The organism is Alcaligenes sp. DN25, from assembly GCF_023674485.1.
Lineage (GTDB): Bacteria > Pseudomonadota > Gammaproteobacteria > Burkholderiales > Burkholderiaceae_B > Alcaligenes > Alcaligenes phenolicus.
The window spans coordinates 2274615-2299679 of record NZ_CP098408.1 but is presented as its reverse complement, the minus strand read 5'-3'; the positions used below and the strand labels follow the sequence as shown (position 1 = coordinate 2299679).

The window sequence follows — 25065 nt, the reverse complement described above, 5'->3', positions numbered from 1 at the left end:
GAGTGGAGATGGATTGGAGTTTTCTGCTCATGATTGTGCTGGCGGGTCTGGGAACATTTTTGATTCGTTACTTGCCCTTGCGTCTGGGTGGACGACAAGGCAAGGTGGACCCCAGCCGCGTTTCGATCTGGCCACGCCTGTTTGGGGCCATTGGCCCGGCAGGTGTGGTGTCCTTGCTGGTTGTGTCCCTGATCTCCTTGCTGCGCCCTGAACATATGTCCCTGGACTTGCCGCCTTTGCTGGCAGGTCTGGCAGGGGTGCTGCTGGGCCGTCGCTGGCCAGGTGGCATTGCGGGTTCAACACTGACTGGCGTGCTGGCCTATGGCCTGTGCGTGGCTTACGTGGGTGTGTAAGTCGCTTGTCTCCCTGTTTCTGCCTTTGTGATATCTGGTGTCATGAGCCGGATGGGAGTTTTTTGTACGGCTGAAAGCTGATTTGCAAGCGGGTTTAGCCCTTCACACGCACAATCTTCTGAACTTGCGGTACGTGACGGATGGCGCGAATCACGCGTGCCAGGTGGGTACGGCTATCAACCTGAACGGTCAGGTGTAGCACGGAGGTGGCAGCCGATTCGTCCGGCATGGAAATATGCAGGATGTTGGAGTCGGCATCGGTAATTTCAGCAGCCAGACGGCCAAGAACACCACGCTCGTTGATTGCAGTGACATCCAGACGGGTGGACAGGTGGCGGGCGGTATTGCTGTCCCACATGACAGGCACCCAACGTTCGGGCTCTTTGGCCTGGGCGCGTTGTGCCACTGCACACTCAGCCATATGAACAACCAAACCGTGACCCAGACGGATGCCGCCAATAATGGCGTCACCGGGCAGGGGGCCACAGCACGGTGCCAGCTGTACAGCCTGACCTTCGTTACCGTGAATCAGAATCGGTGCAGAAGTGTTGGCGTTAATTTCGTCAAACTCGGCCGCAGTGGTTTCCAGCAAGGGGTTTTCTGGAGCAAAGCGGCGCGCCACGACGGCCGCCAAACGTTTGCCCAAGCCAATATCGGCCAGAATTTCTTCACGGGATGCGGCGCCCGAACCCTTGGCCAGTTTGTCCCAGTTGGGATCGTCGTCGGTGGCATGTGGCAGGCTTAGCTGGTCAAAGGCTTGATCCAGCAGACGGCGGCCAAAAGCCACGGATTCTTCGTATTTAACCGTGCGCAGGTAATGGCGGATTTCCGAACGGGCGCGGCCCGAACGGACGTAGTTCAGCCACTGAGCGCTTGGGCGAGCGGCGGGAGAGGTAATGATCTCTACCGAGTCACCGCTTTTCAGCTCGGTGCGCAGCGGGGCAAACTCGCCATTGATTTTGGAAGCAACAGCGTGATTGCCGATATCGGTGTGAATGCTGTAGGCAAAGTCCACCGGAGTCGCACCACGAGGCAGGGAAATAATCTTGCCTTTGGGCGTATGGACATAAACGGCATCGGGGAACAGGTCAACTTTGACGTGTTCCAGGAATTCTGTGGAGTCGCCTGTCTGGCTTTGGATATCCAGCAAGGATTGCAGCCAGCGGTGTGTGCGCTTTTGCAGATCGTTCAGGGTGACGTCGTCTTCTTTGTACAGCCAATGAGAGGCCACGCCTTCTTCTGCCACGTGGTCCATTTCGCGGGTGCGGAACTGGAACTCGACAGGGGTGCCGTAGGGGCCAATCAAGGTAGTGTGCAGGGACTGGTAGCCATTCACTTTGGGGATGGCAATGTAGTCCTTGAATTTGCCCGGTACGGGGCGATACAGCTGGTGCAGCGTACCCAAGGACAAATAGCACTCGGGCAGGGTATGCACAATGACGCGAAAGCCATAAATATCCAGCACGTCCGAAAAGGACTTCTTCTGCTCGACCATCTTGCAGAAAATACTGTAGAGCGACTTCTCACGGCCGGAAATTTCGGCATCAATTCCGGCAGCAGGCAGGGCGATCTTGACGGCTTCGGTGATCTTGCCCAGCACTTCACGGCGATTGCCACGCGCTGCCAGCAAGGCCTTGTGCAGCACCTTGTAGCGATTGGGGTAGATCGCCTTGAAGCAGCGATCCTGCAGCTCGCGGAACAGGGCGTTCAGGCCCAGGCGATGCGCGATCGGAGCGTAAATATCCAGCGTTTCCTGGGCGACGCGGCGGCGTTTTTCCGGCTTGACCGCATCCAGGGTGCGCATATTGTGCAAACGGTCTGCCAGCTTGATCAGAATCACGCGCACGTCGCGTGACATGGCCAGCAGCATCTTGCGGAAGCTGTCGGCCTGTTGCTGTGTCTTAGTAGCAAACTCCAGGCGTTCCAGCTTGGACAGGCCGTCCACAATCTCGGCCACATCGGTCCCGAACTTCTCAGCCAGTTCCTGCTTGGTGACGTCCTGATCTTCGATCACGTCATGCAGCAGGGCCGACATCAAGGCATCGGTATCCAGCTTCCAGCCGGCACAGATTTCCGTGACGGCAATGGGGTGCGAGATATAGGGTTCGCCACTGGCGCGAAACTGCCCCAGATGGGCCTGATCGGAGAAACGATAGGCCTCCCGTACCCGTTCTACATCTTTCGGGTCCAGGTACTGCGAGATGATCTTGTGTAGCGGAGCCAGTGAGGCAATAGGAGGACTGGCACTTTCCTGGGCAGCTTGTGCCAGTGCCGGGGTGTTCTTGTCTTTAGGCTTGCGACGACCTAGCCGTGAACCTTTTTTAAGGACGGCCAACAGCCCAGACGATGCGCCCCGTAAACCAGAAAATGCCATACCGTGCTCCGCCTGTGCCTATCAGGTAGGAACTTTGCGCAGCATTTCCAGACCGGTCGCGCCGGAGGCGATTTCTCGCAGGGCGGTAACCGTAGGCTTGTTCTTGCTTTCCAGGCGTGGTTCGTGGCCTTGAGCCAGTTCGCGCGCACGGTAGGCGGCTGCCAAGGTGAGCTTAAAGCGATTGGGGACTTGCTCCAGGCAGTCCTCGATAGTGATGCGAGCCATAGTAGACCTGTTATCAAAAAGTAATAAGAAGGAGATCAGCCCTGATTCAGCAGGGCATCTGCGCCTAATTGTTGAAAGAGTTGGCGATGCCGTACTGACTGAGTGGCAGTGCGCAAACGACTGGCCTGCACAATACTCAATAGCTGCTGTAATGCCGTATCAAAATCCTCATTGATAATAGCATATTGACAGTCATGAACATGGGCGATTTCGTGCTCGGCCGCCTCGAGGCGGCGGGCGATGATCTCTTCGCTATCTTGTCCACGTTTGCGCAAACGGGCCTGCAAGGTGGGCAAGGAGGGCGGCAGAATGAAAATGCCGACGGCTTCGGGGAAATGTTCACGCGCCAGGCGGGCGCCTTGCCAGTCAATTTCCAGCAACACATCGCGGCCTGCATTCAGGGCTTTCTGAATGGGTTCGCGGGGCGTGCCGTAGTAGTTGTCATGCACCTTGGCCCATTCCAGCATGGCGTTTTCTGCGACCATGTTTTCAAAACGCGCTTTGTCCACAAAGAAGTAGTGCTGGCCGTCGCTCTCGCCGGGACGGGGGGCACGTGTGGTGGCCGAGATGGACAGCATGATGTTGGAATCGTTGGCCAGAAGGGCGTTGACCAGACTGGATTTACCCGCCCCGCTGGGGGCGACAACCATAAAGACGGTGCCAGGATAGCTCGTGGACATGGAGAGCAGACTCTAGAAGTAGATTTTTATAAAAGAATTAATTGCTGCTTGGGTCGGTTTGCCCAAACTCATTCAAAACGGCCAGGATGCTGGCCTGGTCCGCGCACAGAAAGACCACCGTGTCATTGGGGTTCATGGAGAACAAAACGTCTTCCACTTCCTGCGGGGCATCTTCGGGCTGGGCAATGGCCATCACGTGCACATCGCCACCGGCTTCGAATTGCTCGGGCGGGACAATATGGGCGACCGCATCCAGATCAGGCTCGCTGATGGCCAGATAGGCCCAGACCTTGTGCTCCTCTTCCAAGGTGATCTCAAGCACATAGGCCGAGTCAGTCTGCTCGATGATTTGGCTTTGAATTTGCATAATGAAAAGAGTGTGTCAGCTAAAAGACAAGGTAGCGGTAACGGGAGCGTGATCCGAGGGCTGCTCATTGGCGCGCGGCTCGCGGTCAATATCGCAGGCCGTGCAACGGGCCTTGAGCGCGTCGGACAACAAGGCGTGATCAATACGCAGCCCCGCATCGCGACGGAATGCAAAACGACGATAGTCCCACCAGGTAAAGGGGCTGCCGCTTTGCTCAAACAGACGGTAGGCATCGTGCAGGCCCAGTGCCAGCAAACGCTCGAACGCAGCGCGCTCGGGCGGGGATACCAGAACATCGACTCCCCATTTGACCGGGTCGTAAACGTCCTGGTCGGCTGGGGCAATATTATAGTCGCCCAGAATGGCTAGACGGGGATACTGCTGCAATTCTTTTTCCAGCCAGTCGTGCAAGGCGGCAAACCATTCCAGCTTGTAGGTGTACTTTTCGCTTTCCAGCGATTGCCCGTTGGGGCAGTAGGCACAGATCACACGCACCGGGCCGTCAGGCGAGGGGTACGTGGCGGCCAGCAAACGCTGTTGTGGGTCTTCGTAGTTGGGTAGATTGCGTTGCACATCCGCGCCAGGCTCACGCGAAATCAGGGCCACGCCGTTATAGGTTTTCTGACCCGCCCAGTGAGCGTGATAACCCATTTCCTGAAAAGCCTCCAAGGGAAAACGCTCGTCGGGCAGTTTGAGCTCTTGCAGACACAGCACGTCTACGGGGTTGGCCTTGAGCCAGTCCAGAACTTGGGGAAGACGGACGTTCAGGGAGTTCACGTTCCAGGTGGTGAGTTTCATGGTGTCAGACAATCTCGGTAAATCAGAGAAAGCCGCTTGTACAGGGCTTTGCCGATAAAGGTAGTGCAGAGGCGGCCATCAGCGTGTTGGAAACGGGCAGGATGGCGTTTAGCGTGCGCGAATGCCGCCATCATATCAGCGCTAGCCAGGGACTGGTTTTAAAGCCAGCGCCACCGACAGGATGAAAATGGCCGATGAGCCTGGGCTTTGTTCTAGGTCGTAGTGAAAAACAGACATTTTCAGACAATAAATTTGTCCTCAAACTATCTGCATGTAACAGCCATAAAGTCAGGCGGCAAGACCCAAAGCGCGCTTGGGGCAGATTGATGTTTTTAGGGCACGAAAAAGAGGGTTTTTTGCGCAGATCACGCGCCTGCTTGTGTTAAATTGCAGGCCAAGTTGGAACGGTGGGCCAAAACCGATGGAAGGGCTTGGCCGCAGCGCGTAGTACAAGGATTTGATATGCAGGAAAAGGGAATAAAAAAATCGCCATAATGGCGACTTTTTCTGTGTGATCAAAACCGGAAAGAAGGCCAGTTTTGTCTGTCTTGAATGCAAGCAAGATGGAGGCGTGTGCTGGAATCGAACCAACCTGAACGGATTTGCAGTCCGTCACATAGCCAATCTGTCACCACGCCTTTTGTTTTGTCCTGGGACATGTAGAATTATGCCCAAGGACGTAGGGAAAAGCAAGTGTCACATGACGGGACGTGAAACACGGTACGATCTGCTGCGCAAAAGCGACTGACGTCCCTCCCTTTTTTTGCCGCCCCTGCGGCACTCCCTTGTATTAAGGACATGGCATGCAATATCAATTCCCCATTGTGATCATCGATGAGGATTTTCGTTCTGAAAATGCGTCTGGTCTGAGCATTCGTGTATTAGCAGATGCGATCGAGGCCGAAGGCTTCGAGGTGTTGGGAACCACCAGTTATGGCGATCTGAGTCAATTTGCCCAGCAGCAAAGTCGTGCCAGCGCGTTTATTTTGTCCATCGATGATGAGGAGTTCACGCAAGATGGAGACAGCGCCCCGGCGCTGGTCAATCTACGTGCCTTTATTCGGGCTGTGCGTCGTCGCAATACCGATGTACCTATCTATGTGTATGGCGAGACCAAAACGGCTCGTCATATGCCAAACGATATCTTGCGCGAGCTGCAAGGCGTCATTCACATGTTCGAGGACACGCCCGAGTTCGTGGCGCGCCACATCGTGCGTGAAGCGCGCAGTTATGTGGAAGGCGTCAAGCCTCCATTTCTGAAAGCCTTGCTCGATTACGCCGAGGATGGCTCGTATTCATGGCATTGCCCCGGTCATTCCGGCGGCGTAGCCTTTCTGAAAAGCCCGGTCGGGCAGATTTTCCACCAGTTCTTTGGTGAAAACATGCTGCGTGCCGACGTCTGCAATGCCGTTGAAGAACTGGGCCAACTGCTGGATCACAACGGGGCCATTGGCGCCAGCGAACGCAATGCCGCGCGTATTTTCAATGCTGACCACTGCTTTTTCGTAACCAACGGCACCAGCACCAGCAACAAGATTGTCTGGCACCATGCCGTGGCTCCGGGCGATGTGGTGGTTGTGGACCGTAACTGCCACAAATCCATCCTGCACAGCATTGTGATGACGGGGGCTATCCCCGTGTTTCTGCGTCCTACGCGCAACCACTTCGGGATTATTGGCCCGATTGCGCGCAGCGAATTTGATATCGAGACCATTCGTGAGAAGATCCGCAAGCACCCCTTGCTCTCGCATCTGGATGCCGATACGGTCAAACCCCGTGTGCTGACGCTGACCCAGTCCACCTACGACGGCATTATTTACGACACCCAGGTGATCAAGAATGCCGTGGATGGTTACGTGGAAGTGCTGCATTTTGACGAAGCCTGGATTCCGCACGCGGCTTTCCATCCTTTCTATGGTCAGTTCCATGCCATGGGCAAGAACCGTCCGCGCCCGCAGGAAACCATGGTGTTCTCCACCCAGTCCACGCACAAGCTGCTGGCCGGCTTGAGCCAGGCCAGCCACGTGCTGGCACAGGACTCGGTCACCCGTAGCCTGGATCGTCATTTGTTCAATGAAGCCTATCTGATGCACACCAGCACCAGCCCGCAGTACGCGATTATTGCGTCTTGCGACGTGGCCGCTGCCATGATGGAGCCACCCGGTGGTCGTGTGCTGGTTGAGGAAAGCATTATTGAAGCGCTGGATTTCCGCCGCGCCATGCGCAAGGTCGAATCGCAGTTTGATGAAGACGATTGGTGGTTCAAGGTCTGGGGCCCGCCAACACTGGCAGAAGACGGTGTGGGCAAACCTGAGGACTGGATCATTACGGACGATGCGGAGCATAGCGAGTGGCATGGTTTCGGCCCGCTGGCTGATGGCTTCAATATGCTGGATCCGATCAAGGCCACGATTGTTACCCCCGGCCTGGATCTGACAGGCACATTTGGTGAAACCGGCATTCCGGCTTCTATCGTGACCAAGTTTCTGGCGCAACGTGGCGTGATTGTGGAGAAGATTGGCCTGTACAGCTTCTTCATCATGTTCACCATCGGCATTACCAAAGGCCGCTGGAACTCTCTGGTCACAGCGCTACAGCAGTTCAAGGACGATTACGACCGCAACTTGCCTGTCTGGCGTGTTCTGCCGCAGTTTGCGCGCCAGTATCCTTGTTACGAGGAAATGGGCTTGCGCGATTTGTGCCAGCATGTGCACCAGTTGTACGCCAAGCATGACATTGCCCGTTTGATGACCGATATGTACCTGTCGGATGTAGTGCCTGTCATGCGTCCGGCTGATGCTTTTGCCTGCATTGCGCAGCGTCGCACGGAACGGGTCGAGATTGATCAGCTGGAAGGTCGGGTGACCACCAACTTGATCACACCTTATCCACCTGGTATCCCGCTGCTGATTCCTGGCGAAGCCTTTAACAAGACGATTGTGGATTTCCTGAAGTTCTCGCGTGAACTGCATCGCCAGTGTCCAGGCTTTGGTACGGATATCCACGGTTTTGTGGAAGAGGTGGATGCCTCCGGTCAGAAGCGGTACTACGTGGACTGCGTGGCACAGTAAGGCAGTTTGCTGTCCAGGGCCGGGGCAGGGCATCGGCCTTTGGGTAGAGCAGTGAAGCAAGCGGGCCTGATGAGGGATGTTCAGGGTTCTGGAAGACTTCCAGACTTGAAGTGTCTGTCATCAGGCCCGTTTTTTATTGGCTGTCTATCTGCCACGAATCTTTGTGAGAGGTTCGTGTTGCAGAGGCTTGTTACAGACTTTGTGCTGTGCGCAAGGCACATTCCAGCAGCCGTGAAGTCAGTGCTTGGGGATCACGGTCTGCCCGCAAGATCGCCACAACCCGGCGTTGCAGGGCAGGTTGCTCAATCGGGTATTTATGCAGATTGTGCTCGTTCAGCAGGTTGTCGGGAATGCGGCTCGGCAAGATACAGTCCCCCAATCCTGAAGCGACCAGTCGCAACATGGCATCTATGGTTTCGACCTCCGCCACAAATTCGGGGTGCAGGCCGCTGCTGTGAATCATGCGGCGCAGGGCGTAATGGGGCGGAAAACCGATCAGGCGCAAGGCCTGGTGGCTTAAATCTGCACTGGGAAAAGGCTCCTGCTTGGCGGAGATGCGGCACATTTGGTCGTCAAACAAGGTGTGCGAGATCAAGCCGCCACAGTCCACCGCCGAGTCGTACACAAACCCCACATCGGCTTTACCACTTTCCACTAAAGCCACTACTTCGGGCGAACTGCGTCCCAATAAGGACAAATTCACGCCGGGATGCGAACTCATGAAAGTGGCAGCGACATCGGACATGAAGTAGTAGCTCAGGGTATGGACGGTGGCTAGCCTCACGGTGCCTGAATTGACGCCGTGCTCCTGGCGCACGGCGTGGATAGCGCTATCAATACGGCTATAGGCGGGTTCGATTGCTTGGCGCAGCAGCTCGCCCGCATCATTCAGGCTGACTCCGCGCCCGGTACGGTTAAACAGGGTTTGGCCCAGGCTTTGTTCCAGCGAGCTTAATTGTTTGCTCAGGCTGGATTGGCTTTGTCCCAAATCATCAGCTGCTTTGCTGACCGAGCCTAATTGTGCAATGCGTAAAAAACAGCGCAAGGAGCGATCCAGATGATCGGTGGGGCGGGATTCGTGCATGCCATTGTCTCTTTATTGTTGTACTCAAATGGGTGAAAAATGAGTTTTCAAGGGTGCCTGGGGGGCTATGTGAGCAGTCGCGTATTCAGGGCAGTTATTTTGGCTTGAATTGTCTATGAAAAAGCCTTGTTTTGAATTGCCTTTATTTTGTTCTAACGTCGCCTAATTTGCATTCATAATGCGCCCATATCATGATCAAAATTGATTTGTGGTCTAATCATTGATATAATAAAGAAATCGGGGCGCTAAGGGCAGCGCCCCCTGTCGATATTGAGCAGGAGTTATTCGTGAGCAAATCGAAACCAGTACGTCGTAAACAGGCCTTTGAGGTTGAGCCCCTGAATTGGGTGGCTCCCAAGAAAGCAGTCGTAGAAACCGATCAGGAAGCCAAAGTGGACGCGTCCAGCGACCAGGCTCAGGACAGCTAAGTTCTGACTGAAGGGTTAAAAAGCGCAAGCCTTGCAGCTTGCGCTTTTTTTATGCCTGCCTGTCTTGTATCAGGACCAGCGGCGATGGGCTTTGGTGGCCGGCAGATGCCCTTGCTCCAGCAGTTGCAGGCTGGCCTCTTCAAAGCGGTTCCAGGTGGCCAGAGCCAGTTGTGACCCTGTGCTGACACGGCGTACACCGATGGTGGCCAAATCGGGCACGTTCAGCCCCGGATGAATCAGCAGCACATTGACGGGCGTAGGTGCCAGTGCCTGGACCACTTGGGCAATATCGTCCAGATCGCGTAATCCGGGGGCGTAGACCACATCGGCGCCTGCCTGGGCAAAGGCTTTTAGCCGGGTTATGGTTTGTCCCAGATCCAGCGCGTCAATCAGCAGGCCTTCGCTGCGTCCTATTAACAGAACGTCCTCGCCACTGTCGATAATTGCTTGCTTGGCAGCCTGTATGCGGGCCACAGCCAACTCAAGTTCATACAGTTCGTCGCCATGGCGATCTTCAATGGATAAGCCTGCAATGCCGGTTTCAATGGCCAGGCGGACGTTTTCGGCGACCTGTTCGGGCTCATCGGCAAAGCCATTTTCAAAGTCGGCGTTCAGTGGCAGATTCGTGCTGGCCGCCAGCTCTCGCAAATGCGCCAGCAGGGCATCCCGGCCCACCTCAAAGTCTTCCAATCCCTTTGACCAGGCAAACGCAGCGCTGCTGCTGGCAATTGCCTGTGCACCCAGTCGTTCCAGACGCTTGGCTCCACCTATGTCCCAGGGGTTGGGCAAAATCAGTAAGCCACTTTCATGCAAGGCTCGAAAACGGCGTCGTTTTTCCTGTGTGCTGACGTTCATGCGGGACTCCTGAGAATAAAAAACGCAAACCGGAGTTTGCGTTTTGATGCCTGGCCGCGTTTTATTTTTTCTTGGCTTTCTTGCGGATCACCAGAACGGGGATTTCCGAGTAGGTCAGAACGTGCTGGGTTTCGCTGCCCAAGAGCAGGCGCTTGTAGCCCTTGCGGCCATGCGAGGACATGACGATCAGGTCAGCTTTCTGTTTTTCAGCGGTAGAAATAATGGCATCGGCCACCAGTTCGGACTTCACCACCAGGCCCTTGACCGAGACACCAATGTCTTTACCGGCTTGCTTGACGGCGGCCAGCTCGGATTGGGCGTGCTCTACCCAGGAGGCTTCGATACGGCTATCGAGTTTCTGGTCGATAATGGGGCCGCCCTCCAGGTAGCTTTGGCGATAGCGCGGAATGACGCGCAGGGCCAGCAATTTGGCGCCGCTGGTCTTGGCCAGACTCAGGGCATGGGTGACAGCGTGGGCGGACAGTTCTGAGCCGTCGGTACATACCAGGATACGCTCGTACATGAGGGGGGATCCTATAAAAAGGGTTATCAAGAACGTGTCTTGTGGGTAAGGTATCAAACCATACTGCGAATTACGGTCTTTGTGTCTGCTTTATGGTTTTCCATGGCAGCCGTGTATATTCGAGTGGACGTTTTTGTCAGCTTGGCTTTTTTATGCTGGTCATCATATCCCACCGGGATTGAGGGAGATTCATATGAAAGAAGTGGTTGTAGTCCAGGCATGCCGTACCGCGATTGGTGACTTTGGTGGTGCTTTGAAGAACGTGTCGCCTATCGAGATGGGCGCGACGGTATTGCGCGCAGTACTGGATCGCAGTGGCGTGTCGGCGGCAGACGTTCAGCATGTAGTGATGGGGCAGGTTATTCAGACCGAACCACGTGATATGTACTTGTCGCGTGTGGCGTCGGTGCAGGCGGGCGTGGGACACGGAACACCGGCCATGAACGTCAACCGTTTGTGCGGTTCTGGTCTGCAAGCCATTGTGTCGGCCGCGCAGGGTATTCTGGTCGGTGATGCCAAGGTGGCTTTGGCAGGCGGAGCAGAAAGCATGAGCCGTGCGCCTTATATGTCCAGTGCTCATCGCTGGGGCGCTCGCATGGGGGACTCGGTCATGATGGACATGATGACTGGCGCACTGACAGATCCTTTTGATCGCGTTCATATGGGCATTACGGCCGAAAATGTGGCCCGCCAATACGGCGTGACCCGAGCCGATCAGGACGAGCTGGCATTGGAATCGCACCAGCGTGCCCGTCGCGCGATCGAGCAAGGTTATTTTAAAGAGCAGATCGTGCCCATTATCCAGAAAAGTCGTAAGGGCGAGATCGTGTTTGATCAGGACGAGCACGTACGTCTGGACGCTACGATGGAAAACTTTACCGGCCTGAAACCTGTGTTCATGCCTGACGGCGGCAGTGTTACGGCAGGTAATGCCTCGGGCCTGAATGACGGTGCAGCCGCTGTCTTGCTGATGTGCGCGGAAGAAGCTCGCCAGCGTGGGCTGAAGCCTTTGGCCAAGCTGGTGTCCTGGGGGCATGCCGGGGTGGATCCCAGCATTATGGGTATTGGGCCAGTGCCAGCTAGCCGTCTGGCACTGGAGCGCGCCGGTTTGAGCGTGTCGGATCTGGATGTGATCGAGTCCAACGAAGCTTTTGCCGCCCAAGCGTGCGCAGTTGTGCGTGAACTGGGTCTGGATCCGGCACGTGTGAATCCCAATGGTAGTGGTATCAGCCTGGGCCACCCTATTGGCGCGACCGGCGCCGCTATTACAGTCAAGGCCTTGCATGAACTGCAGCGTGTCCAAGGTCGTTACGCGCTGGTCACCATGTGTATTGGTGGTGGGCAGGGGATTGCGGCGATTTTCGAGCGCCCTTGAACCTTGCTGATTATTTCTCTTTAGGCTTCGTTTAAAGAGCAGGAAAGCCGGAAGTGCTACGAGTCACTTTCCGGCTTTTTTTTCGGCATATACAAGTAAATCTTATAAAAACGCCGACTTGATTGTTTGTTTTTGTAATGGGCCCTAAGTATCCAGCCAATTGCATTGAATTGTTTTAAAAGTAACGCGTGGCTTGTGTGGCTGAGCATGAAGCCCTTGTTTTTTCTCATCGGAATAAAACGGAATAAAAGGAGATTCATATGCAAGAAGTCGTCCTGGTTCAAGCTTGTCGAACTGCTTTTGGTAACTTTGGTGGCTCGTTACGGAATGTGCCTCCCATTGAGATGGGGGCGGCAGTCATGCAGGAGGCGCTGGGCAGGAGTGGAGTAGCTGCCTCGGAGGTGGACCAGGTGGTGATGGGGCAGGTGGTGCTGACTGAGCCCCAGGATATCTATATGGCGCGGGCAGCCTCCATGAAAGCGGGAGTGGCTCATGAGGCTGTCGCGATGAGCGTAAACCGTTTATGTGCATCCGGTTTGCAGGCCATTATTTCGGCAGCGCAAGCGATTGTATTGGGTGAGGCTCGGGTGGCCTTGGCCGGCGGTGTTGAAAGTACCAGTCGAATGCCCTATCTGGCGCCAAGCCAGCGCTGGGGGAGTCGCATGGGCAGTGTGGCCTTGGTAGATGTCTTGTCGGAGATTTTCATCAGTCCTCTGACTCGGGAGCATGTGGGGGTGACGGGGGAGAATGTCGCCAGAAAATACGGTGTGTCCCGCTGTGAGCAAGATCAGTTGGCCCTGGAGTCGCACCGTAGAGCGGCTCGTGCCATTGAAAATGGGTACTTCAAGGAGCAGATCGTCCCGCTGGCGGCCCACGATGGGAGCATCTTCGAGCAGGATGAGCATGTTCGGCATGATGGCAGTCTGGAGCAGCTTGCCGCCTTGAAGCCTATTTTCCAGAGCGACGGGGGGACGGTGACGGCCGGTAATATCTTGGGTCTGGCGGATGCGGCGGCGGTGGTGCTGATGATGGAAGAGGGGCAGGCACGCCGTCAAGGCTTGAAGCCTTTGGGCAAGCTGCGCTCATGGGCGCATGCGGGCGTGGATCCTCAATTTGCGGGAATGGGGCCGGTGCCATCGACTCGCTTGGCGCTCAAGCGGGCGGGACTGACGGTAGCCGATATTGATGTGATCGAGTCCAATGAGGCGTTTGCAGCACAGGTGTGCGCCGTTGCCAAAGAATTGGATTTTGATCCGGAGCGAGTCAATCCAAATGGCGGCAGCATTAGCATGGGGCATCCTTTGGGGGCGACAGGAGCGGCACTGGTAGTCAAGGCCTTGCATGAGTTGCAGCGCATCCAGGGGCGGTATGCTCTGGTCACCATGTGTCATGGCGGTAGCGAGGGAGTAGCCATGATTATCGAACGTCAGTGAGCCGTTCCCCATCAAGTGATCGCTGTTATGATGGCGCCTTGCTAAAAAACGCCGGAAGTGGCGCAATGCCGCCTTCCGGCGCTGTTTTCTCTGTCGTCAGGCCATATCCAGGTTCAGGATTATGTGGGGTGCCACGTTGCTCCCGTGTGAGCCGGGCCGCCTGACTGCTTTGCAAGGAAGAGTTTCATGGCTGGTGAGCAGGGGGACGATAGTCCTACGTTGTCGGAAAGCGAAGGGATCCGTTATCTGCACTTTGGAACGGAGTGGATTCAAGGCGCCATGCGTATTCGCAAGCCCGCTGAATTGGTCTTGGCCTACACACAACAAATGATGGCCTGGCTACTATTTATGGAAGACCCCAAACCCGAGCACAAACTGGCTATTCTGGGGCTGGGGGCGGGTTCCCTGCTGCGTTTCTGCCTGAAGCAGACCAGCAGTCAGGTACAGACGGTGGAGTGGAATCCGTCGGTGATTGGCATGTGCAATGCTTTCTTCCGGCTACCGCGCAGTCCACGGTCTCTGATTGATCAGGCTGACGCCGGTGTCTGGGTACAGGATAGCGATCAGCACAGTCAGTATCGCGCCTTGATGGTGGACTTGTACGACGCGCATGCCGAAGGCCCAGTACGTGACAGTCTGGAGTTCTATCAGGATTGCCGCGCGGTTCTGGATGATGAAGGCATCATGACGGTGAATCTTTTTGGTGCCCATCCCAGCTTCAAACATAATATTGACAACATTCGTGAAGCCTTTAATGGCAAAGTATTGCTCTTGCCTGAAATGGACGAGGGCAATCAGGTGGTTCTGGCCTTCAAAGGCAGCACGCTGGAGATGACAGCCGGAGAGCTGCTGAGTCGGGCCGAACAAGTGCAGGCCGATTATGGTTTGCCGGCTACACGTTGGGCCAGGGAACTGCTCTCGTTCCGTCGCCAGATGCAGGACCAGTAGGGGAGCGGGGCAGGGATTACCTGAAGGGTCAAAGTCCTGTCGTTCGCGTTAGACTAAACACCTAAAATTTTCGTTTTTTTGCATCTAAGGAGTATTGGATGAAACTGATCAGATCGGTGCATCAGGTGGCGGCCGCTTTGGCTTGTGTAGGATTGATGTCGGGCGCTGCAGTTCATGCGCAATCTGTATCGGTATCGTCGATTGTGGAACATCCGGCTCTGGACGCCATTAAGGATGGAGTACACAAAGCGCTGACCGATGCTGGTTATAACGAAGCCTCCGGCTTCAAATGGCAGTTTCAGACCGCCCAGGGCAATCCGGCGATTGCCGCTCAGATCGCTCGTAAATTCGTCGGTGACAAGGCTGACGTGATTGTGGCCATTTCCACTCCTTCGGCGCAGGCCGTGGTGTCGGCAACCAAGACTATCCCTGTGGTGTATTCGGCCGTGACCGATCCTGTGGTGGCACACCTGGTGCCCAGCATGGCACCGTCGGGCACCAACGTGACAGGCGTGTCCGATGCGCTGGCACTGGAAGCCCAGGTTGATCTGATCAAGAAAGTCGTGCCTGATGCCAAGCGCGTGGGTATGGTTTACAACCCTGGCGAAGCCAACTCCGCCGTGGTCGTTAAAGAAATGAAAGAATTGCTGCCCAAGCATGGCATGACGCTAGTGGAAGCCACCGCGCCTCGTACCGTGGACGTGGGGGCGGCTGCTCGTAGCCTGGTGGGCAAAGTCGATGTGATCTACACCAATACCGACAATAACGTGGTGTCGGCCTACGAGTCCCTGGTAAAAGTGGGCGTGGACGCCAAAGTGCCTTTGATCGCTTCGGACACCGACAGTGTGGCCCGTGGTGCTATCGCGGCTTTGGGCGTGAACTACTACAACCTGGGTCTGCAGACCGGTCAACAGGTCATCCGTATTCTGAAGGGTGAAAAACCCGGTGATATGGCCTCCGAGACCAGCAGCAATCTGGAACTGTATGTCAATCCGGGCGCTGCCAAGCGCCAAGGCGTTTCGCTTAACGAGGACTTCGTGAAGTCCGCAACAAAAATCGTCGAATAAGCCTGATTTGACTGCTTCTTGCAGGTGGGTTGCCACAAGCTGCCCGCCTGTTTCTTTTGTATCCTAGACGTCCAACAATATGTCTATTTATTCAATGTGGGGGGCCCTGGAGATTGGTCTGATTTTCGGACTGGTTGCTCTGGGTGTTCTGATTTCTTTTCGCATCCTGCGATTTCCTGACCTGACGGTCGATGGTAGTTTTCCTTTGGGTGGGGCGGTTGCCGCCATCCTGATCAGTCAGGGCAATGATCCTTTCCTGGCGACTGTAGTGGCCACTTTTGCTGGTGCCATTGCCGGCACGATTACTGGCTGGTTGAACGTACGCCTGAAAATCATGGATCTGCTGGCCAGTATCCTGATGATGATCGCCTTGTATTCCATCAACCTGCGCATCATGGGCCGTCCCAATGTGCCCCTGATCATGGAGCCGACGGTCTTCACGATTCTGCAGCCCGAGTCCATCGCTGACTATATTGCTCGTCCCTTGATGCTGATTGGTTTGGTAATCATTGCCAAACTGGCGCTGGATTGGTTCTTCGGTACGCAAACTGGCCTGGCCATGCGCGCTACCGGCGCCAATGCGCGTATGGCCCGTGCTCAAGGTGTGGCAACTGGCAATATGCTTTTGCTGGGCATGGCTATTTCCAATGCCCTGGTCGCCTTGGCCGGTGCCTTGTTTGCACAATCGCAGGGTGGGGCGGATATCTCCATGGGTATCGGGACCATCGTGATTGGTCTGGCTGCCGTGATTGTGGGTGAAAGCATCTTGCCCGCACGCAAACTGTTCTACGCCACCTTGGCCGTGGTGCTGGGCGCGATTCTGTACCGTTTCTTTATTGCTTTGGCTCTGAATGCCGATGTGATCGGCCTGAAAGCGCAGGACTTGAACCTGGTCACCGCTTTGCTGGTTACCGTGGCGCTGGTGATTCCATTGCTCAAGAAAAAGCGTGCTCGTAAACAGAAGGGGGCCCAGTAATGTTAGAAGCAAAAGATCTGTCCCTGACATTTAATCCAGGTACGCCCATTGAAACCCGTGCCTTGCGCGGTTTGTCCCTGACCATTCCGGAAGGGCAGTTCGTGACCGTGATCGGTTCCAACGGTGCGGGCAAGTCTACTTTTCTGAATGCGATCTCGGGCGACCAGTCTGTTGATGATGGCCAAATCATGATCGACAAGGTAGACGTGACTCGCCGCCCGGTCTGGGAGCGAGCCAATTGGGTAGCACGTGTGTTTCAGGATCCGATGGCCGGTACCTGTGAAGATCTGACCATTGAAGAAAATATGGCGCTGGCCACCTGCCGTGGCAGCCGCCGTGGTCTGAGCCGTGCCGTGCGTCACTCCATGCGCGCTGAATTTGCAGAGCGTCTGGAAACCTTGGGTCTGGGTCTGGAAAACCGTCTGACAGACCGCATCGGATTGTTGTCCGGTGGCCAGCGTCAGGCCGTCAGCCTGTTGATGGCGGCCTTGCGTCCTTCCAAGATCTTGCTGCTGGACGAACATACGGCGGCACTGGACCCGCGTACGGCTGACTTTGTTTTGCAACTGACCAATCGGATTGTGCGTGAAGGTGGCCTGACCACCATGATGGTCACGCACAGTATGCGTCAGGCTCTGGATGTGGGTGATCGCACGGTCATGTTGCACCAGGGCAAGGTGGTTCTGGATGTCAGTGGTGAACAGCGTCAAGGCCTGGATGTGCGAGATTTGCTGGAGATGTTCGAGCGGGTTCGGGGCGAGACTTTAGCCGACGATAGTTTATTGCTAGGTTAGGAAGCACTATCCCGGATTTGGAAAACCGCGTGAACTCTGAGGGTTAAACGCGGTTTTTTTATATTCAAGAAACCGTAGGTATATGATAATACGTGTTCTTTTGGCATAGGCAGACAGCGGAGCGGGTGCAAGGGGGTAGCTGGCTAATCGTAGTCGCCAAATAATGGCAAGATCGAAATGAGTCTCATCGCAAATTTTCCTGTTTGATTTGCGCTTTTTCGACATATACTTGCTGCTTGTCCAAACCATACAATCCAGTCAGTTTAAGCGTTAAACTCCCATGCAACGCTTAGCTCAGGAGTTCTTCATGTCATTTCAAAGCTTGTTGGGTCGGCAGACTTTTCGTATTGCTGCCTTCTCTTCCTTGGTTCTGCTCGCCGCTTGCGGCAACAAAGAGCCTCAAGCTCCGGCCGGCGGGATGAAGGTCCCAGTCAGTGTGATTACCGTCCAACCGACCTCTACCGAGTTGTTCTCCGAGCTGCCTGGACGAGTCGAAGCAATTAAAGATGCACAAATCCGCGCCCGTGTTTCCGGGATTGTGGAAGAGATCAACTTTGAGCAGGGCGCTGATGTCAAACAAGACCAGCTCTTGTTTACCATTGACCCGGCTCCGTACCGTGCAGTTCGTAACCAGGCTGCAGCTCAGCTGAAAAACGCCCAGGCTGACGCACAAAGTGCCAAGCAGTTGGCCCAGCGTTACGAGCGTCTGATCAAGGAAAATGCAGTTTCCCGCCAGGATTACGACAACGCCAAGGCCCGCGCCATGCAGGCCGATGCCGCCATTGCCGCTGCACAGGCGACCCTGGACAGCGCCAATATTGATCTGGGCTACACCAAGATTGTGTCGCCCGTGTCGGGCCGTATCGGCAAGTCCCTGGTTACCGAAGGTGCTCTGGTTTCTGCCGCCAACGCCACCCATATGGCCACCGTGCAGCAACTGGACCGTGTCTATATTGACGTGACGCGTTCCACTGCTGAACTGACGCAGCTGCGTCGCGCCATGGCCGATGGCACCTTGAAGTCGGCTGGTGAAGGCCAGGCCAAGGCCAAGGCCGTTCTGGAAGATGGCTCCCTGTACGATCAGGATGGCGCTTTGCTGTTTAGCGGTGTCAGCGTGGATCCATCCACCTCGCAAGTAACCTTGCGTGCCGTGTTCCCTAATCCTGACGAAATCCTCTTGCCCGGCATGTACGTACGCGTACGTCTGGAACAAGGCGTTATTCCGGATGCCTTGCTGGTGCCCGCCCAAGCTGTTCAGTACACCTCGGATGGTGCTTCCAACATTTATGTAGTTCGTGAAGAAAAAGCCCAGTCCGTACCTGTCGTGCTGGGACCTGAGAGCGATGGTCAGTATGTGGTCAACAAAGGCCTGCAAGCTGGCGACCAGATCATTGTCGAAGGCTTCCAGAAGATTCGTCCCGGTGCCCCTGTCCAGACGATGCCTTGGAAGGGCAACAAGTCAGCCGCTGCACCTGCTCCTGATGCGGCTCCCGCACAGGAACCGGCCGCCGCTGCTGAGCCAAACGAAGCCAAGTCTAGCGAGTAAGCGACATGCCTCAGTTTTTTATTGAAAGGCCCATTTTTGCATGGGTCGTTGCCTTGGCGATCACGCTATTTGGCTTATTGGCTTTGCCCAATATGCCTGTAGCGCAGTATCCCGATGTGGCACCACCTTCGGTCACCATCCGGGCGACCTACCCAGGCGCAACCGCGGAAGACGTTGCCAGTACGGTAGCCAGTGTGATCGAAGATCAGCTGAACGGTGCCAAAGGCCTGCTGTACTACGAGTCCGTCAGTGACTCCTACGGCTCGACCGAAATCACCGCCACGTTCCGTCCTGGTACCAATCCTGACATGGCTCAGGTAGACGTCCAGAACCGGGTCAGCAACATTACTGCGTCCTTGCCGACAGCGGTGATGGAGCAGGGCCTGCACGTGGAGCAGTCCAGTACCGGCTTTCTGCAAGTGGTGACCTTGTCCTCCACGGATGGCAGTCTGGATCAGACAGCTCTGGCTGACTACATCGAACGCAATATCAAGAACACGATTTCTCGTGTTCCTGGTGTGGCTCGCTTCCAGCTGTTTGCATCCGGTCGCGCCATGCGTGTGTGGCTGGACCCTGCCAAGCTGGTCGGTTACCAGATGAGCCCAGCGGACGTGACCAACGCGATTCGTCAGCAAAACATGCTGGTGTCTGCCGGTATTCTGGGTGGCCCACCCAATCAGGACAGTCAGCGTGTGGCCGCACCCATTACGGTGAACGGTCAGTTGGCAACCGTGGAAGAGTTTGAAAACATCATTCTGCGCTCGCAGCCTGATGGCTCGACCGTACGTATTAAAGACGTCGCTCGTGTGGAAGTGGGGGCGGACAACTACCAGTTTGGTGCCCGTCTGAACAGCAAGCCAACAGCGGCTTTTGCTATCTCCCTGTTGCCTGAAGCGAACGCGCTGGATACTGCCGCGGCAATCAAAGTCGAAATGGAGAAGTTGGCCGAGTTCTTCCCGGAAAACATCCGCTACGACATTCCTTACGACACCTCGCCCTACGTGGACAAGTCCATCACCCAGGTGGTTTACACCTTGCTGGAAGCCATGGTGCTGGTGTTCATCGTGATGTACGTGTTCCTGCAAAACGTGCGCTACACCCTGATCCCTGCACTGGTGGTGCCGGTGGCTATCTTGGGGGCGTTCGCGGTGATGCAGGTGCTGGGCATGTCCGTGAACGTGCTGACCATGTTCGCGATGGTGCTGGCCATTGGTATTTTGGTGGACGACGCGATCGTGGTGGTGGAGAACGTCGAACGTATCATGGTGGAAGACGGGCTCTCGCCTAAGGAAGCGACCAAGAAAGCCATGCCGCAAATTAGTGGCGCTATTGTGGGTATTACGCTGGTGCTGTCGGCCGTGTTCTTGCCCCTGGCATTCATGGCCGGTTCGGTGGGGGTGATTTACCGTCAGTTCTCGGTGGCCATGGCCGTGTCGATTGCCTTCTCCGGCTTTTTGGCACTGACCTTTACACCTGCCTTGTGCGCGACTTTGTTGAAACCTATCCCCAAGGGTCATCACGAAACCAAGCGTGGCTTCTTTGGTTGGTTCAACCGTGTCTTTACGCGTACCACCAATGGTTACGAAAGCTTTATTGGCAAGACCTTGCGTCGTGGCGGTCGGATGATGTTCATCTACCTGATCATGGTGCTGGTGCTGGGCTTCCTGTACATGCGTATGCCAACCGCGTTCTTGCCCGAGGAAGATCAGGGCTACGTGATTGCCAACATCGAACTGCCTGCCGGTTCGACGGCCAACCGTACGATTGAAACCATCTCCAAGGTAGAGGACTACTTCAAGGAGCAGCCTCAGGTTGAAAACATCATTGCCGTGCAAGGCTTCAGCTTTAACGGTAGTGGTTTGAACTCGGCGATTGCCTTTGTGCCCTTGAAAGATTTCAACGAACGTAAAGGCAAGGAAAACTCGGCTCAAGCCATTTCCGGCAAGGCCATGGGCCAATTGCTGTTCGGTTTGCCCGACTCCATGGTGATCGCGATTGTGCCACCCGCTATTTCTGCTCTGGGTAACTCCTCGGGTATTGATATGCGTCTGGAAGACCGCGGCGGCATGGGTCACGATGCCCTGATGGCAGCCGCGGATCAGTTGCTGGCCCTGGCCAAGGCAAGCCCTGTGTTCGATCCACAGAGTGTGCGTATCACGGGCTTGGGACCTGGCAAACAGATCCGTCTGGAAATTGACCGAGACAAGGCGGCTGCCCTGGGGGTGAACTTCAGCGAAGCTTCTGCCTTGATCAGTGGCGCCCTGGGCTCGTCTTTTGTGGGTAAATTCACCAACCAGGGACGTGTGCAAAGTGTCTGGGTACAAGCTGATGCGCCATATCGCATGACCATCGACGATGTGCTCAAGCTCAACGCTCGCAACAGCGAAGGCAAGATGGTTCCGCTGTCGGCTTTTGTCAGCCAGACGACCGAACAAGGTCCGGTACAGATCGTGCGCTACAACAGCTACGAGTCTGTCCGTATCGGTGGTGGCCCCGCTCCAGGCTATACCTCGGGTGAAGCCATGATCGAGATGGAAAACCTGATGAAGCAGTTGCCTAGCGGCTTTGGTGTGGACTGGACAGGTCTGTCTTATCAAGAGCGTCAGGCCGCAGGCCAGTCCGCTATCTTGATGGGCTTGGCGGTTCTGGTGGTGTTCATGCTGCTGGCTGCCTTGTACGAAAGCTGGGCGATTCCGCTGTCCGTGATGCTGGCCGTACCGTTGGGTATGCTGGGTTCGGTCTTGCTGGTCTCCGGTCTGGGTATGCCTAACGACGTGTACTTCCAGGTGGGTATCGTGACGGTGATCGGTCTGTCAGCGAAGAACGCGATTCTGATTGTGGAGTTTGCCAAGGATGCCTACGCACGTGGTGCTACCTTGATCGACGCCACTCTGGAAGCCGCTCGCTTGCGTTTCCGTCCTATCTTGATGACCTCTTTCGCCTTTGTGCTGGGTGTGGTGCCTCTGGCTACCTCGACTGGTGCGGGTGCTGCCAGCCAGAACGCCGTGGGTCTGGGTGTGCTGGGTGGTATGTTGGCCGCAACGCCCTTGGCTGTCTTGATGGTGCCGACCTTCTTTGTCGTGATCCTCAAGCTCTTTAAAACTAAACCCCGTCTGTTTGGCGAAGCCGCTAAATTGCACGAGGAAGAACAGGCCAAACAAGCTGCACAGCCGGCCGGTTCGCAAGGAGGACAGCACTGATGTCTAGCATGTTTTTACGTAGCCCCTTGGTGCTGGCCGTGGCGTTTGCCTTGTCGGCTTGCTCCTTGGCACCGAAGTACGAGCGTCCTGATTCTCCCGTGCCCGCACAATTCCCTCTGGCCCAGCAGGGCCAGGCGGATGCGGCACAGGCTGCTGATCTGGGCTGGCGTGAATTCTTTACGGATCCGCGTCTGCATGCCCTGATCGAGCAGGCTCTGGAGAATAACCGCGATCTGCGTATTGCCACCCAGCGCATCGAGGAAGCTCGCGCGCAATACGGCGTGGCACGCAGTGACCAGTTGCCCAGCATTGGTGTGCAGGCGGCCGAGCAGGCCACCCACACACCGGCTGAGCTGCGTCCTGGTGGCCCAAATTCGGCCCCCGTAACCCGTACGTTCCAGGCCGGTGTCGGTATCACTGCTTTCGAGCTGGACTTCTTTGGTCGAGTGCGTGATCTGGCCCGTGCTGCTCAAGAACAGTACTTTGCCACCGAGCAGGCTCAGCGTACCGCCCATATCGCCCTGGTGGCGGGCACCGCCGAAGCCTACTTCAAGGTACGTACTGCCGAAGAACTGCATGCTTTGATGAGCAATACCTTGCGCAGCCGTCAAGAGACATTGCGCCTGGTGCAGTCTTCTTACGATGCCGGTACGGTGTCGGCGCTGGACCTGAACCAGGCCAAGGTGCAATACAACACCGTGCGTTCCGATATGCAGGCTGTCGAGCGTGATCGTCAGCGTGCACTCAATGCCTTGCAGGTCTTGTTGGGCGGTGAAATACCGGCTGACTTGCCAGCAGGCTTGCCCTTTACCCGTGCTCAGCTGATGCCTGGCTTGCCTGTAGGGTTGTCGGCAGAATTGCTGGAGCGTCGTCCTGACATTCTGGCCGCCGAGCACGCCTTGCGTGGTTCCAACTACAGCATCGGGGCAGCACGCGCTGCTTTCTTCCCGCGTCTGAGCCTGACCGGTCTGCTGGGCTTCATGAGCCCCGAGCTGGGTGGTCTGTTCAGTTCGGGTAACCGTTACTGGCAATTCCAGCCGCAAATTACCATGCCGCTGCTCTCGGGCAGTACCTGGGCCAATCTGGATCTGGCCGAGGCTCGTCGTGACATTGCGATCAGCCAGTATGAAAAAACCATTCAGGAAGCCTTCCGCGAAGTGGCTGATGCTCTGGCGGGCGAAGCCACCTACGGTCAGCAGATCGACGCCTTGCAAGAGGTTGATCAGGCTGCCAGCGAAAGCTTGCGTCTGGCCAAGCTGCGTTACGAAGTGGGTATAGACAGCTTCCTGCAGGTGCAAACGGCGGAAGTCAGCCTGTACGGTACGCGTCAAGCCTATATTCAGACTGGCCTGGCATCCCTGATGAACCGGGTCGAGTTGTACAAGGCTTTGGGTGGCGGCTGGACAGCTGAAACCGTCAAGCCTGAAACAAAGACCCAGGCCACTGGGACAGCACCGGAGTAAACAGGCGATAATACGTCTGGTCATTCATCCCTGAAACTACGGAGGTCCTTGGGGAATGTTAGAACTGGGCGTCAATATCGATCATGTGGCGACGCTGCGCCAGCAGCGTCTGACCACATACCCTGATCCAATTCAGGCCGCTTTGCGAGCAGAAGAAGCCGGAGCGGACCTGATCACCTTACATCTGCGTGAAGACCGGCGTCATATTCAGGATGCCGACGTCGAGGCCCTGCGCCCCGTACTGCGTACCCGGATGAATCTGGAATGCGCCATCACCACCGAAATGCTGGACATTGCCTGCCGTATCAAACCGGACGATGTCTGCCTGGTTCCCGAACACCGTGCTGAACTGACGACCGAAGGTGGTCTGGATGTGGTCGGTCATCTGGACCAGGTCAAGGCGGCTGTGCAGCAATTGCAGGCTGCCGGTATTCGCGTCTCGCTGTTCATTGATGCCGACCCGGCGCAAATCCGAGCCGCCAGCGACGTGGGTGCCACCGTGATTGAACTGCACACCGGCACCTATGCGGATGCTCAAACGCCCGAGCAGGCCGCCAGCGAACTGGAGCGTATCCGTGCCGGTATTGCTCAAGGTGTGTCGCAAGGTCTGCGTGTGAATGCGGGTCATGGCCTGCACTACGGCAACGTACAAGCGATTGCCGCCTTGCCGGGGCTGACGGAGCTTAATATTGGTCACGCCATTGTTGCCCAGGCTGTCTTTGACGGTTGGGAAAAAGCCGTGCGCGACATGAAAGCCCTGCTGGTGCAAGCGGGCGCTCCTGCTCAAGCCTGACTGAGCCCTGCCATCTGGGCAGGGCACTCTTAACTGATTCTGGAAGCACTATGAGTACCATTGATTCCCTATTGTCCCGCCGCTCCATCAAGCTGGTGCAAGGCCCCGGCCCGAACGAGCAGGAGCTGGACCTGATTTTGCGCGCTGCCATGGTCGCTCCTGACCATGGCCGTTTACAGCCTTGGCGCTTTTGCCTGATCCGCGGTGAAAACGTGCAGGCTCTGGGCGAACTGGCCATTGCCGCCAATGAGCGCGCCGGTAATCCCTTGACCGAGCAGAAAGCTGCCAGCGTCCGCGCCTGGCTGGCCAAAGTGCCCATGCTGATTGCTGTAGCCAGCCACATCGATCATGGTGAAGAAAAAATTCCTGAACTGGAGCGTGTTCTGGCAACGGGCGCAGCCGTCAGCAATATGCTGCATGCTGCTCACCAGTTGGGCTTTGGCGCTTTCTGGAGCACTGGCCTGGGCACCTATGGTGAAGAAGTCCCGGAAGCCCTGGGCTTCGATTCCCTGGATTACCAGTTCCTGGGCTTTGTGTCGGTAGGTACGCCTATTCACAATCTGGGTCCTGCCCAGCGTCCCGAGCCACAAAAGTTCGTGACGGAGTGGCAGCCTGCTTAAATTTGCGGGGTAGCCTGCGCGAGCCAAGTTCGCGATTGTGAAGAAAAAGCCTGAGTTCGTCATTGAACTCAGGCTTTTTTGTCTTCTCTTGC

22 protein-coding genes and 1 tRNA gene are annotated in these 25065 nt (G+C 56.1%); 14 read left to right on the top strand and 9 right to left on the bottom strand.

What is annotated here, in order from left to right:
• Nucleotides 1-8: 8 nt before the first annotated feature.
• Nucleotides 9-353, top strand: coding sequence for an AzlD domain-containing protein (locus tag NBV64_RS10735; RefSeq protein WP_009457110.1), 345 nt, complete (start codon nt 9-11; stop codon nt 351-353).
• Between the two features lie 94 nt (nt 354-447).
• Here NBV64_RS10735 and NBV64_RS10730 read toward each other — a convergent pair whose 3' ends face one another.
• From NBV64_RS10730 to NBV64_RS10705, 6 genes are all read right to left on the bottom strand, one after another.
• Nucleotides 448-2727, bottom strand: coding sequence for a RelA/SpoT family protein (locus tag NBV64_RS10730; RefSeq protein ID WP_009457108.1), 2280 nt, complete (start codon nt 2725-2727; stop codon nt 448-450).
• Nucleotides 2728-2748: 21 nt separating this feature from the next.
• Nucleotides 2749-2952 carry a DNA-directed RNA polymerase subunit omega gene (rpoZ, locus tag NBV64_RS10725; RefSeq protein WP_003799665.1) on the bottom strand — a complete coding sequence of 68 codons (204 nt, stop codon included), beginning with the start codon at nt 2950-2952 and terminating at the stop codon, nt 2749-2751.
• A 35-nt stretch (nt 2953-2987) separates the two neighbouring features.
• Complete coding sequence (gene gmk, locus NBV64_RS10720) at nt 2988-3632, bottom strand: guanylate kinase (protein ID WP_021446541.1); 645 nt, start codon at nt 3630-3632, stop codon at nt 2988-2990.
• A 37-nt stretch (nt 3633-3669) separates the two neighbouring features.
• Nucleotides 3670-3999, bottom strand: coding sequence for a hotdog family protein (locus NBV64_RS10715; RefSeq protein WP_009457104.1), 330 nt, complete (start codon nt 3997-3999; stop codon nt 3670-3672).
• Between the two features lie 15 nt (nt 4000-4014).
• Entirely contained in the window at nt 4015-4797 is a 783-nt protein-coding gene (gene xth, locus NBV64_RS10710; protein ID WP_250755753.1) for an exodeoxyribonuclease III, read from the bottom strand.
• A 564-nt stretch (nt 4798-5361) separates the two neighbouring features.
• A tRNA-Cys gene (locus NBV64_RS10705) sits at nt 5362-5435 on the bottom strand.
• A gap of 165 nt (nt 5436-5600) precedes the next feature.
• Between NBV64_RS10705 and NBV64_RS10700 the strand changes: the two genes are divergently transcribed.
• The gene (locus tag NBV64_RS10700) at nt 5601-7868 is read left to right on the top strand and encodes an arginine/lysine/ornithine decarboxylase (protein WP_021446542.1); all 2268 of its coding nucleotides are present in this window, start codon (nt 5601-5603) and stop codon (nt 7866-7868) included.
• Between the two features lie 190 nt (nt 7869-8058).
• Here the strand turns inward: NBV64_RS10700 and NBV64_RS10695 are convergent, their stop codons facing one another.
• Complete coding sequence (locus NBV64_RS10695; protein WP_009457094.1) at nt 8059-8952, bottom strand: LysR family transcriptional regulator; 894 nt, start codon at nt 8950-8952, stop codon at nt 8059-8061.
• A 287-nt stretch (nt 8953-9239) separates the two neighbouring features.
• On the opposite strand from NBV64_RS10695, the gene NBV64_RS10690 reads away from it, so the two are divergent.
• Nucleotides 9240-9380: a hypothetical protein gene (locus NBV64_RS10690; protein WP_021446543.1), complete on the top strand. Its 141-nt coding sequence runs from the start codon at nt 9240-9242 to the stop codon at nt 9378-9380.
• A gap of 69 nt (nt 9381-9449) precedes the next feature.
• Here NBV64_RS10690 and NBV64_RS10685 read toward each other — a convergent pair whose 3' ends face one another.
• On the bottom strand, nt 9450-10235 hold the full coding sequence (locus tag NBV64_RS10685) for an isocitrate lyase/PEP mutase family protein (protein WP_009457092.1): 786 nt from the start codon (nt 10233-10235) through the stop codon (nt 9450-9452).
• A gap of 61 nt (nt 10236-10296) precedes the next feature.
• Nucleotides 10297-10758 carry a universal stress protein gene (locus tag NBV64_RS10680; RefSeq protein WP_250755751.1) on the bottom strand — a complete coding sequence of 154 codons (462 nt, stop codon included), beginning with the start codon at nt 10756-10758 and terminating at the stop codon, nt 10297-10299.
• A gap of 193 nt (nt 10759-10951) precedes the next feature.
• Here NBV64_RS10680 and NBV64_RS10675 point away from each other — a divergent pair, with 193 nt between their 5' ends.
• The 11 genes from NBV64_RS10675 (at nt 10952) to NBV64_RS10625 (ending at nt 24973) form a co-directional block, all read left to right on the top strand.
• A complete protein-coding gene (locus tag NBV64_RS10675; protein ID WP_009457088.1) occupies nt 10952-12133 on the top strand; it encodes an acetyl-CoA C-acyltransferase family protein in 1182 nt (393 codons plus the stop codon).
• Nucleotides 12134-12393: 260 nt separating this feature from the next.
• Nucleotides 12394-13566 (top strand): beta-ketothiolase BktB, encoded by a 1173-nt coding sequence (gene bktB / locus NBV64_RS10670; protein ID WP_009457084.1) that lies wholly within the window; start codon nt 12394-12396, stop codon nt 13564-13566.
• A 186-nt stretch (nt 13567-13752) separates the two neighbouring features.
• Nucleotides 13753-14514, top strand: a complete 762-nt coding sequence (locus tag NBV64_RS10665; RefSeq protein ID WP_035271766.1) for a class I SAM-dependent methyltransferase — start codon at nt 13753-13755, stop codon at nt 14512-14514.
• Between the two features lie 98 nt (nt 14515-14612).
• Nucleotides 14613-15581: an ABC transporter substrate-binding protein gene (locus NBV64_RS10660; RefSeq protein WP_009457081.1), complete on the top strand. Its 969-nt coding sequence runs from the start codon at nt 14613-14615 to the stop codon at nt 15579-15581.
• A gap of 79 nt (nt 15582-15660) precedes the next feature.
• Nucleotides 15661-16557 carry an ABC transporter permease gene (locus NBV64_RS10655; RefSeq protein WP_009457079.1) on the top strand — a complete coding sequence of 299 codons (897 nt, stop codon included), beginning with the start codon at nt 15661-15663 and terminating at the stop codon, nt 16555-16557.
• A complete protein-coding gene (locus NBV64_RS10650; RefSeq protein ID WP_009457077.1) occupies nt 16557-17351 on the top strand; it encodes an ABC transporter ATP-binding protein in 795 nt (264 codons plus the stop codon). Before NBV64_RS10655 ends, NBV64_RS10650 begins: the two co-directional genes overlap by 1 nt.
• A gap of 307 nt (nt 17352-17658) precedes the next feature.
• On the top strand, nt 17659-18897 hold the full coding sequence (locus NBV64_RS10645; RefSeq protein ID WP_009457075.1) for an efflux RND transporter periplasmic adaptor subunit: 1239 nt from the start codon (nt 17659-17661) through the stop codon (nt 18895-18897).
• A 5-nt stretch (nt 18898-18902) separates the two neighbouring features.
• The gene (locus tag NBV64_RS10640) at nt 18903-22097 is read left to right on the top strand and encodes a multidrug efflux RND transporter permease subunit (RefSeq protein WP_021446545.1); all 3195 of its coding nucleotides are present in this window, start codon (nt 18903-18905) and stop codon (nt 22095-22097) included.
• A complete protein-coding gene (locus tag NBV64_RS10635) occupies nt 22097-23560 on the top strand; it encodes an efflux transporter outer membrane subunit (RefSeq protein ID WP_250755750.1) in 1464 nt (487 codons plus the stop codon). The genes NBV64_RS10640 and NBV64_RS10635 overlap by 1 nt, the downstream gene beginning before the upstream one ends.
• A 55-nt stretch (nt 23561-23615) precedes the next feature.
• The gene (gene pdxJ / locus NBV64_RS10630; protein WP_009457072.1) at nt 23616-24353 is read left to right on the top strand and encodes a pyridoxine 5'-phosphate synthase; all 738 of its coding nucleotides are present in this window, start codon (nt 23616-23618) and stop codon (nt 24351-24353) included.
• A 50-nt stretch (nt 24354-24403) separates the two neighbouring features.
• Nucleotides 24404-24973 (top strand): nitroreductase family protein, encoded by a 570-nt coding sequence (locus NBV64_RS10625; RefSeq protein WP_026483308.1) that lies wholly within the window; start codon nt 24404-24406, stop codon nt 24971-24973.
• Nucleotides 24974-25065 lie beyond the last annotated feature (92 nt).